At 53.5% G+C, this 1,118-nt stretch carries 2 protein-coding genes; both read left to right on the top strand.

Annotated features, from left to right (window positions below):
• Nucleotides 1-118: 118 nt before the first annotated feature.
• Nucleotides 119-805, top strand: coding sequence for an FKBP-type peptidyl-prolyl cis-trans isomerase (locus V6D20_12315; GenBank protein ID HEY9816563.1), 687 nt, complete (start codon nt 119-121; stop codon nt 803-805).
• A 22-nt stretch (nt 806-827) separates the two neighbouring features.
• Nucleotides 828-1,118, top strand: a 291-nt coding sequence (locus V6D20_12310; protein ID HEY9816562.1) for a hypothetical protein, incomplete at its 3' end; no start/stop codon positions are given.

The following is a 1,118-nucleotide window of genomic DNA, read 5'->3' as shown; positions in this document are numbered from 1 at the left end:
AGAGCGTCAAATTCGGGATCTTGAAAATCGCTTGTGGCGATGACCCATTGCTGAACGATAATCAAAAACGATAGTTAGAACGACAGATTTAGACAGACAACCGTTAGGGAACTCCTTTATGCGAGAAATACTTATCAGTCTGGGCGTCATGGTGGCTTGCCTTGTGGTCGTTGTTGTGGCTCAGTTCACTACGTCGGGTGATGATGCGATCGCCGCTAACCCATCGTCCTCCAAAACGGCTGAATCAGCGGCTGAGTCGCAACCAGCCCCTCCCGCAACCCCTTCGAAACTAGAGCAGTGGATGAACCTTGCTCCTGATTCGTCATCGGCTTCATCGACATCATCAGCCTTGGAGTCCAATGCTGAAACCCTGGTGGCTCAAGCTCCTGATGCGGATGAATCTGAGACAATGGAGCCTGCCGATAGCACTATTGAGGACAATATGGAAAATCCGGACGAAGAAATTATCACGACAGAATCCGGCTTGCAGTACATTGACCTGGAAGAAGGGACGGGAGCCATGCCTCAAACGAGGCAGACGGTGGTGGTTCACTACACAGGAACCCTCGAAGACGGCACAAAATTTGACAGTTCGCGCGATCGCAACCAGCCCTTTTCCTTTCGGATTGGAGTCGGTCAGGTGATCAAAGGTTGGGATGAAGGTGTCGCCACAATGCGTGTGGGAGGACGGCGCAAGCTGATCATTCCGCCTGATTTAGGATACGGTGCTCGGGGTGCGGGGGGAGTGATTCCACCCAATGCGACGTTGATTTTCGATGTCGAGCTCCTGCGAATTGGAACCTAAAATCTGAAGGACAGTAAAAACGATGCGCAAAGACAAGATTTTGGGCATAGGTGCTGCCCTGTTGGCGATCGCCAGTGGCCAGGAGTTCTTCTCTGCTTCTCGCGTTGCTGCCCAGTCGGTTTCTAGGGTCGAGGTTGCTCAGGAGTCTGCTCCTGCTGTAGACCCAGCACTTCCAGACCTAGAGCCTCCAGCGCCAGAACCGGGTACGATTTCGGTCACTGAGCCATCGGTTGAGCCTATTGTGCTCAACTCGGGTGCAGAACCTCGCCAAGTGCTTCGTATGACCCCCACTCTGGGAGCCGAGCAGCGCACC

Source organism: Candidatus Obscuribacterales bacterium (genome assembly GCA_036703605.1).
Classification (GTDB): Bacteria; Cyanobacteriota; Cyanobacteriia; order RECH01; family RECH01; genus RECH01.
This window is presented reverse-complemented; position numbering and strand designations above follow the sequence as displayed.

Bases quoted from the DNA above. Each gene is read 5' to 3' on its own strand.
- V6D20_12315 (HEY9816563.1), top strand. From the start codon at position 119: ATGCGAGAAATACTTATCAGTCTGGGCGTCATGGTGGCTTGCCTTGTG.